Consider the following 8,726-nt stretch of genomic DNA (forward strand, 5'->3'; position numbering starts at 1 on the left):
GGGCTGGGTGCGTGTGTTGGGGCGTCATGGGTTCGTGGGTGGGCGGCGGGCCTGGGAGCGGTGCAGCAAAAACAGGAGCAGAGCCTTTGGGGGATTCAAGCTGCTGTTTATAATGGGAACAATTCTCATTTATCGTTCATTATTGTCCATGCCGGGCCGGTTCGGCCGCTCCGGGCATGTCTCGACGAACCCTGGTCCATGCAAAAACGCTTTCACCCCCTGTTCCTGTCCGCCCTGTTCGTGGGGGCCGCGGCGCTGCCCGGTCTGGCGTCGGCCCACAGCCTGTTGCTGACCTGTAAGCCCGCGGCCGAGAACATGGTGCGCTGCGTCGGGGAGTTCTCCGATGGCAGCGACGCGGTCGGCATGTCGGTGCAGGTGAAGGCCTACGACGAGCGCGTGCTGTTCAAGGGCACGCTGGGCGGCGATTCGGCTTTGCAGTTCAAGCGGCCCGCGGGCGAATTCTTCGTGCGCCTGGAGGACGGTGGCGAGCATTCGGCCGAGGTCGATCACACCGACGTCAAGCCATGACCACGCAAGTGGTGCGCCCCGCGGGCGCGGGACACGAAACCTTGTGGGTGGTGCTGGCCGCGGCCTGTGTGCTGGCGGTGGCCGCGATCCTGATCGGCGCGCGCGCGCAGCCGCTGGCGGCGGCGGCCTTGTCGTCGCACCAGATCGACGCCCGCACGCAGCTCAACGCGGCGGAGCAGGGCGTGCACGCCGACCTGCTGGTGGCGGCCGAGGAAATCACCGCGCTGATCGAGACCGACAAGGCTCTGCCGGCCATCGAGCAGTTGCGTGGCATGGACCTGCCGCCCTTCGTCACCGGTGTCGGTGCCGCCGCGCGCGGTGGCCACGAATGGCGCACCCAGGTGCAAGGCCACGACGTGGCCTATGTGGGCCGCAGCGCGGCACCGGATGTCGCGGCGTCTTTCCTGTTGCGCCTGCCAGCCAAAGGCGAGGGTGAAGCATCGCCCAAGGCGCATGCGCACGACGACGAGGTCGAGGTCTGGGTGCACCGCGAGGGCCCCAATGCCTGGCCCGAGCAGCTGGACGATGCCTCGCTCACGCGCCAGGGCTGGCGCCAGGTCGTGGTGCGCTACGACGCCGGCGTGACGCGCAAGGACACCGCGCACTGACCTCTCTGTCTTTCGCGCTTCCGTTTTCTTTTCTTTCGGGATCCCTCTCATGTCAGACCACCACCCGCCTTCCGCGCGCCGCCGACACCTGCTGTCCGCACTGGCCTGGGCCCCCATGGCCCTGGCCGCCACCAGCGTGCCGGCCTGGGCGCAGCAGGCGCGCAAGCTGCGCGTTGGCGTCACGCTGCACCCCTACTACAGCTACGTCGCCAACGTGGTGGGCGATCTGGCCGAGGTGGTGCCCGTCATTCCCGCCGGCTTCAACCCGCACGCCTACGAGCCGCGCACCGAAGACATCAAGCGCATCGGTTCGCTCGATGTGATCGTGCTCAACGGCGTGGGCCACGACGACTTCGCCGGCCGCATGATCGCGGCGAGCGAGAAGCCCGACCTGAAGGTGATCGAAGCCAACGCCCAGGTGCCGCTGCTCGCCGCGGTGGGCACCGGCCGGGGCACCTCGGGCAAGGTGGTGAACCCGCACACCTTCCTGTCGGTCACGGCATCGATCTCGCAGGTGAACACCATCGCCCGCGAACTGGGCAAGCTCGATCCCGCGAACGCCAACGCCTACACCGCGAACGCGCGCGCCTACGCGCAGAAGCTGCGCAAGCTGCGCGCCGACGCGCTGGGCCAGCTGGCCCAGGCGCCCGCCAGCGGCCTGCGCATCGCCACCATCCACGGCGCTTACGACTACCTGTTGCGCGAGTTCGGCCTGGAAGTGGCGGCGGTGGTGGAGCCGGCGCACGGCATCGAACCCAGCCCCTCGCAGCTCAAGGGCACCATCGACCAGATCCGCTCGCTCGACGTGAAGGTGATCTTCTCGGAGATGGACTTCCCGTCCGCCTACGTCGACACCATCCGCCGCGAAACCGGCGTGCGCCTGTACGCGCTGACGCACATCTCGCACGGCCCGTACACGGCCGACAAGTTCGAGAACGAGATCGCCCGCAACCTGGCCACTGTGGTGCGCGCGATCAAGGAGTCCGCGTGAGCGCGATCGCGGGTGGACCCGGCATCGCATTCGAATCCGTCGACCTCACCCTGGGCCACACCGACATCCTGCGGCAGGTGAACCTGCGCGTGGCGGCGGGCACCGTGCACGCGCTCGTGGGCCCCAATGGCGGTGGCAAGAGCTCGCTCTTCAAGGCCCTGCTCGGCCAGGTGCCGCACCGGGGGCAGATCAGCCTGACCTGGCCCGGCGAGCTGCCGGGCGTGGTGGGCTACGTGCCGCAGGCCCTGGCTTTCGATGCCGGCCTGCCGATGACGGTGATGGACTTCATGGGCGCCATGTGCCAGCGCCGGCCGGTGTTCCTCGGCCTGTCGCCGCGCTGGCGCGAGCCGGTGGAGCAGGCCTTGCAGCAGGTGGGCATGCTGGAGAAGGCGGGCCGCCGCATGGGCGCGCTCTCCGGCGGTGAGCGCCAGCGCGTGCTGCTGGCGCAGGCGCTGATTCCTTCGCCCGACCTGATCCTGCTCGACGAACCCATGTCCGCGCTGGACGAAGCCGGTGAAGCGATCTTCGAGAAGCTGCTCGCGCACTGGCGCGAGACCCGCGTCACCGTGCTGTGGATCGAGCACGACCTCGACGCCGTCACGCGCCTGGCCGACCACGTCTCCGGCCTGAGCCGGCAGGTGCTGTTCGACGGCCCGGCCGCCGAGACGCTGACCCCGCAGCGCGTGCTCGCGCTGTTCTCCAGCCGGCAGCGGCGCGAAGAAGAAAAAGACAAGGCGGTGGCCTGATGAGCGCATTCGATACCTTCCGCCAGGGCATCCAGCACCTGGCCGAGCAGGGCACGCTGCCCGCGTCGCTGGCCTATGGTTTCGTGGTCAACGCCGTGCTGGCCGGGCTGTTCATCGGCCCCGTGCTCGGTGGCCTGGGCACGCTGGTCGTGGTCAAGCGGCTGGCCTTCTTCTCCGAGGCCGTGGGCCACGCCGCGCTTACCGGGGTGGCCATCGGCATCCTGCTGGGCGAGCCCTACACCGGGCCCTATGGCAGCCTGTTCGCGTACTGCCTGCTGTTCGGCATGCTGCTGAACTACCTGCGCAACCGCACCGGCCTCTCGCCCGACACCCTGATCGGCGTGTTCCTCGCGGTCTCGCTGGCCATGGGGGCGAGCCTGCTGCTGATGCTGTCGGGCCGCGTCAACATCCACATCCTGGAGAACGTGCTGTTCGGCTCGGTGCTGACCGTGGACGCCGGGGACCTGCTGGTGCTCGCGGTGGTCGGCTCGCTGGTGGTGGCGCTCACGGTGCCGCTGTACAACCGCTTCATGCTCGCCAGCTTCAACCCGCAGCTGGCCAGCGTGCGCGGCGTGCGCGTGAAGCTGCTGGACTACCTGTTCGTGGTGCTGGTGACCATCGTGACGTTGGCCTCGGTCAAGGTGATCGGCGCGATCCTGGTCGGTGCCTTGCTCATCATTCCCGCGGCCGCTGCGCGCCTGCTGAGCCTGTCGCTGCGGGGCTTTTTCTGGCTGAGCGTGGCGATCGCCACCGTCAGCACGCAGATCGGCATCCTGGTGCCGATCGAACTCGAACTGCCGGTGCCTTCGGGCGCGGCCATCATCCTCACCGCCGGAGCGCTGTTCGCGCTCGCGGCGGTCATCCGGGGCTTCACCCCGTCACTGAAAGGACATGCTGGATGACCTCGCGTCTTCTGTCCCCGCCGGCCTGGTGCCTGGCCGGTCTGCTGGCCCTGTCGGCCGGTGCCGCCACCGCGCAGGCGCCTGCCGCGCCCGTGGCCGCCGCCGCGGCGCCGGCCCGCCTGCTGGTGGCCCATCCCGTGGTGGCCGCGCTCACCACCTCGCTGGTGCGCGACACCGGCATCGTGGTGCTGCGGCCGGTGCCCGAGACGCTGCCGCCGAACCGGCAGCTGGCTTTCTTCTCCGGCCGTGGCGCGGCCGGGCTCGGTGAGGCCGCGCGCCAGGCCGACGCCGTGATCGCCCTGCGCTCCATCTGGCCCGACGACCCGTTGTTTCCGCTGGCGCGCCGGCAGAACATCCGCCTGGTCGAGATCGACGCGGCGCGCCCGCTCGACGCCGCCCTGCCCGGCATGGCGCTGCAGGAGCAGGACGCCGCGGCGAACGCGCTGCCCTGGCTGGACCCGGTGAACCTGGGCCGCATGGCCGACGTGATCGCCAGCGACGTCGGCCGGCTGGTGCCCGCCGCCAAACCGCGCCTGCAGGCCAATGTGGGCGCGCTGCGCCAGCAGCTGCTGGGCATCACGGCGCAGAGCGAAGCCCGCCTGGCCAACGCGAGCAACCTCGCGGTGTTCAGCCTCTCGGACCGGCTCGACTACCTCGTCAACGGTTTCAACCTCGACCTCGCGGGCACCGACGCCCGCGCCGACGAAGCCTGGACGCCGGAGGCGCTCACGCAATTGACGCAACGGCTGCGCAGCGCCTCGGTGTCCGCCGTGCTGCACCACCGCGAGCTGCCGCCGCCCGTGGCGCAGGCCGTGCAACAGGCCGGCGTGCGCGCCATCGTGCTGCTGACCGAGGGCCGCGACCCGGTGGGCGAATTGCGCGAGAACGCCCAGCGCCTGGGCGCCATCGCCGCCCGCTGAAGGCACGGAGGAGAAGGGGCGCGTCCGGCGCGCACGGTGTCGATTCCAGAGGCACCGCGGAACTGGCTTCGCCAGGCCGCTGGTGTCGTCCCCTTGAGGGGAAAGCGGCGCAGCCGCTACAGGGGTGGTTCAAATTTGTAGCCCAGGCCGTAGACCGAGTGGATGAGCTCCTGCTCCGGCAGTTGCTCCTGGATCTTGCGGCGCAGCTTCTTGATGTGGCTGTCGACCGTGCGGTCCGAGACGATGCGCTCGTCCTGGTACATCGAGTCCATCAGCTGTTCGCGCGAGAAGATGCGCCCGGGCCGCGCGCTCAGCACCTTGAGCAGCTGGTACTCCACGGCGGTCAGGCCCAGGTCGTGCCCGGCGATGGTGGCGCGCCAGGCGGCGTCGTCCAGCTGCAGGCCATGGGGCAGGTCGTCGGCCGTGGCCTCCACCGCGTGCGTGCCGCGCCGCAGCACCGCCTTCACGCGCGCCACCACCTCGCGCGGGCTGAAGGGCTTGCAGATGTAGTCGTCGGCCCCGAGTTCGAGCCCGAGCAGGCGGTCGATCTCCTCCACGCGCGCCGTGACCATGATGATGGCTGGCGCCTGTTTGCCCGGCGTGCCGGCGCGCAGCGCCTTGCAGACGTCCAGCCCGCTCTTGCCGGGCAGCATCAGGTCCAGCAGCACCAGGTCCACCGGGTGGTGTTCCAGCCAGTCTTCCACCTCGTCGCCGCGCGTGAGGTGGTGCGTGTCGAAGCCGGACTGCTTCAGGTAGTCCAGCAGCACGCCGGCGATCTTGTTTTCGTCCTCGACGATGAGGATGCGGCTGGCCATCATGCTGCGCTCAGCCATGCGCGGCTTCCGTGTTCAGGGGCAGCCAGATGTCCCAGCGCAGGCCGCCGAGCGCGCTGGCCGAGGCCTGCATGCGCCCGCCGTGGCCGACGATGATGGCGTGCGCGATCGCCAGGCCCAGGCCCGAACCACCGCTGGCGCTGGCGCGCGACTCGTCCACGCGGTAGAGCCGCTCGGTCAGGCGGGGCAGGGCGTCGGGCGGCACGCCCGGCGAGGTGTCTTCCCAGGTCAGCTGGGCCTCGGTGTCTTGGCGGCGCACCTGCACGCTGAGCGTGGCGGGGTCGGCGCTGTAGCGCTGTGTGTTCTGCAGCAGGTTGTTGAGCACCTGGTCGAGCCGATCGCCATCGGCGCGGATCTCCACGCCGTCGGCCAGTTCGGTGCGCACCTGCAGGCGCCGGCCGGGCAGGCCCGCGGCGTCGCTGAGGTGGTGGCCGACGAAGCGGCCGAGGTCGAGCGGGGCGAAGCGGTAGTCCAATGCGCCCAGATCGGACAGGGAGAGCAGCCGCAGGTCTTCCACCAGCCGCGTCAGGCGGCTGACCTCCTGCGCCAGCGAGTCGAGGTTGGCCGTGTCGGGCTGGCGGATGCCGTCCTGCAAGGCCTCGATCTCGGCGCGCAAGGTCGCCAGCGGCGTGCGCAGCTCGTGGGCGATGTCGGCGATCCATTGCTGCCGCGCCTGTTGCGCGGCCTGCAGCGAGGTGGCCATGTGGTTGAAGGCTTCGGCCAATTGCGCGAGTTCGTCGTGGCCGCGCGCGGGCAGGCGCACGCTGTAGTCGCCCCGGGCCACGGCCGCCGTGCCCTCGCCGAGCACGTGCAGGCGCCGGGAGAGCCAGCGCGCGATCAGCGCGGCGTTGAGCAGCACGGCCGCGAGCATGCCCAGCGCGATGGCGGCGAAGGTGCGGGTCTGCTGGGCCAGGAACACGCGTTCGAGCGAGGCCACCATCTGCAGGCGCGGCACGTAGCCCAGGTAGCCCACCAGCTGCCCGTTGACCTGGATGGGTTTGAGCACGGCCTGTTCGGTGCGGCCTTCCGGGCCGGCGAGCAGGTTGCGCCCGGGGTCGAGCAGCAGCAGCCGGGGGTCGATGGTGAGGGGCGGCGGCACGCTCGGCGTGCCGGGCGCCGGCTGCGCGGATGGCGGCGGCGGTGGTGGATGCGCATGGGGCTGCACGTCGGCCGGCGTCTGCGCCGGAGGGAGGCCGGGTGAGCTTGCCTGCGGCTCGGCGGGGCGGCGCTGCATGCGGCCGGTGCCCAGCACTTCGCGCGAAAGGTCCTGCCAGCGCTGGCGGTCTTCGGTGATCCAGGCCCAGCTGCCCTGCTGGCGGTACCCCTCGGCGAGCCGCACGATCATGGGCTGCAGCCGGTTTTCGTCGGCCTTGTTCAGGTACTCGACCAGGCCCTTGTCGAAACTCCAGCTGTAGATGAGGTAGGCGGACATGACCAGCACCACGTTGGCGCCCGCGATGGCCAGGAAGAGCTTGACGCGCAGGGTGTCGAAGCGCGAAAGCCAGGCCCGGCGGCTGGACGAGGGGGTGGCACGGTCGGTCTGCATGGTGTGGTCGAGACTAAACCCAAATCTTTCAAACTTTGTGCAAGCCAGGGCGTTCTGCTTGCTCATTCTTTCCATATTTCGCGGGCAATATCCCGCATCATCCCGGCAAGCCCTGCGGGCGCCCTCCATCCAGAACCTCAACGCATTGTCATGAACGAAGTCCAACGTGAAGGGGGCAAGGCCCCCGCCGCCCGCCGCCGCAAGACCTGGAAGCTGGCGCTGATCGCGCTCGTGGGCCTGGCCGTGCTCGGGGGGGGCGGTTTTGCGTACTACCGCTGGGGGCCGGGCGCCAAGACCGAGAGCGCCTACATCACCGCCACGGTGCAGCGCGGCGACATCGAGGACCAGGTCAGCGCCACCGGTTCGCTGCAGCCGCGCGACTATGTGGACGTGGGCGCTCAGGTGTCGGGCCAGTTGCGCAAGATCCACGTGGAGGTGGGCAGCGAGGTCAAGGAGGGCGACCTGCTGGCCGAGATCGACGCCGAGACCTCGATGGCGCGCGTGGACGCCAGCCGCGCCCAGCTGCGCTCGCAACAGGCCCAGATGGGCGAGCGCGAACTCACACTGGCCAAGGCCGAGCGCGACCTGCAGCGCCAGAAGAACTTGATGGCCGAAGAGGCGACCACCGCCGAGACGCTGCAGAACGCGGAAACCGCGGTGAAGACGGCGCGTGCGCAGATCCAGTCGCTCAAGGCCTCGATGGAGCAGTTGCAGGCCAGCATGCGGGTGGAAGAGGCCAACCTCAAGTACACCAAGATCTACGCGCCCATGGCCGGCACGGTGGTGAGCATCACCGCGCGCCAGGGCCAGACGCTGAACACCAACCAGCAGGCCCCCACGCTGATGCGCATCGCCGACCTCTCGGTGATGACGGTGCAGACCCAGGTGTCCGAGGCCGACGTGAGCAAGCTGCGCGGCGGCATGCCGGTGTACTTCACCACCCTGGGTGGCCAGGGCCGCCGCTGGTACGGCGAACTCAAGAAGATCGAACCCACGCCCACGGTGACCAACAACGTGGTGCTCTACAACGCGCTGTTCGAGGTGCCCAACAACAACCGCAGCCTGATGACGCAGATGACCGCGCAGGTGTTCTTCGTGGTGGCCGAGGCCAAGGACGTGCTGGTGGTGCCGATGTCGGCGCTGACGATCCAGCGCGGCGCCCAGGGCAACCGCGGCGGGCAGCAAGGCGGGCCGGGCGGGGCGCGCAACAACCCGGGCGCCGGCGCTGCGCCCACGCCGGCCGCGCCTTCCGGTGCCACGCCCGCTCCCTCCACCCCGGGCGCCGCCCCGGCGGCGCCGACGCAGCGGGGCACGAGCACGTCCGCCATTCCGTCGGCGTCCTTCAAGACGGTGGCCGACACCGTGGTCGCGCAGGCGGGCGGCGAGCGTCCTCGCATGGACCGCGAGGCGTTCGAGAAAATGACGGACGAGGAGCGCGCGCGCTTTCGCGAGCAGCGCCGCAAGGAACGCGAAGCCGCCGGTGGTGCCGCGCCGGGCGGTGCGGGCGCGGCGGCGGGTGCGGGCGGCGATCGCCCGCGCATGAGCCCCGAAGCGTTCCAGAACATGAGCGAAGAGGAGCGTGCTCGAGAACGTGCGCGTCGGCCTGCAGCGCCAGCTGGGCACGGCCTATCATTTCTGGAAGAGCGAACGTT

Annotated in this window: 8 protein-coding genes and 2 pseudogenes; 8 read left to right on the forward strand and 2 right to left on the reverse strand. The window is 70.1% G+C overall.

Translation table 11 applies throughout. The features are described from left to right. Positions 1 to 198: 198 nt before the first annotated feature. Genes AC3WPZ_RS26690 through AC3WPZ_RS26715 form a run of 6 tightly spaced genes read left to right on the forward strand, consistent with a single transcriptional unit; the run spans position 199 to position 4,695 of the window. Complete coding sequence (locus tag AC3WPZ_RS26690) at positions 199 to 528, forward strand: hypothetical protein (protein ID WP_382156912.1); 330 nt, start codon at positions 199 to 201, stop codon at positions 526 to 528. Then, positions 525 to 1,136: a DUF6162 family protein gene (locus AC3WPZ_RS26695; RefSeq protein WP_444686851.1), complete on the forward strand. Its 612-nt coding sequence runs from the start codon at positions 525 to 527 to the stop codon at positions 1,134 to 1,136. Before AC3WPZ_RS26690 ends, AC3WPZ_RS26695 begins: the two co-directional genes overlap by 4 nt. A 49-nt stretch (positions 1,137 to 1,185) precedes the next feature. Next, a complete protein-coding gene (locus AC3WPZ_RS26700) occupies positions 1,186 to 2,127 on the forward strand; it encodes a metal ABC transporter solute-binding protein, Zn/Mn family (protein ID WP_382156916.1) in 942 nt (313 codons plus the stop codon). Further along, positions 2,124 to 2,873, forward strand: a complete 750-nt coding sequence (locus AC3WPZ_RS26705) for a metal ABC transporter ATP-binding protein (RefSeq protein WP_382156918.1) — start codon at positions 2,124 to 2,126, stop codon at positions 2,871 to 2,873. The genes AC3WPZ_RS26700 and AC3WPZ_RS26705 overlap by 4 nt, the downstream gene beginning before the upstream one ends. Beyond that, positions 2,873 to 3,775, forward strand: a complete 903-nt coding sequence (locus AC3WPZ_RS26710) for a metal ABC transporter permease (protein ID WP_492442383.1) — start codon at positions 2,873 to 2,875, stop codon at positions 3,773 to 3,775. Before AC3WPZ_RS26705 ends, AC3WPZ_RS26710 begins: the two co-directional genes overlap by 1 nt. Further along, on the forward strand, positions 3,772 to 4,695 hold the full coding sequence (locus tag AC3WPZ_RS26715; protein ID WP_444686849.1) for a metal ABC transporter solute-binding protein, Zn/Mn family: 924 nt from the start codon (positions 3,772 to 3,774) through the stop codon (positions 4,693 to 4,695). The genes AC3WPZ_RS26710 and AC3WPZ_RS26715 overlap by 4 nt, the downstream gene beginning before the upstream one ends. A gap of 116 nt (positions 4,696 to 4,811) precedes the next feature. On the opposite strand, the gene AC3WPZ_RS26720 is transcribed toward AC3WPZ_RS26715, so the two are convergent. After that, positions 4,812 to 5,528 (reverse strand): response regulator, encoded by a 717-nt coding sequence (locus AC3WPZ_RS26720; protein ID WP_444686848.1) that lies wholly within the window; start codon positions 5,526 to 5,528, stop codon positions 4,812 to 4,814. Continuing rightward, a complete protein-coding gene (locus AC3WPZ_RS26725; protein WP_444686847.1) occupies positions 5,521 to 7,074 on the reverse strand; it encodes an ATP-binding protein in 1,554 nt (517 codons plus the stop codon). Before AC3WPZ_RS26725 ends, AC3WPZ_RS26720 begins: the two co-directional genes overlap by 8 nt. Positions 7,075 to 7,224: 150 nt before the next feature. Between AC3WPZ_RS26725 and AC3WPZ_RS26730 the strand changes: the two are divergent. Further along, a pseudogene (locus AC3WPZ_RS26730) lies at positions 7,225 to 8,166 on the forward strand (efflux RND transporter periplasmic adaptor subunit); the annotation flags it as partial. Positions 8,167 to 8,650: 484 nt separating this feature from the next. Continuing rightward, positions 8,651 to 8,726 (forward strand): annotated as a pseudogene (locus AC3WPZ_RS26735) (ABC transporter ATP-binding protein); the annotation flags it as partial.

The organism is Hydrogenophaga sp. FW305-3-2-15-A-LB1 (assembly GCF_058787875.1).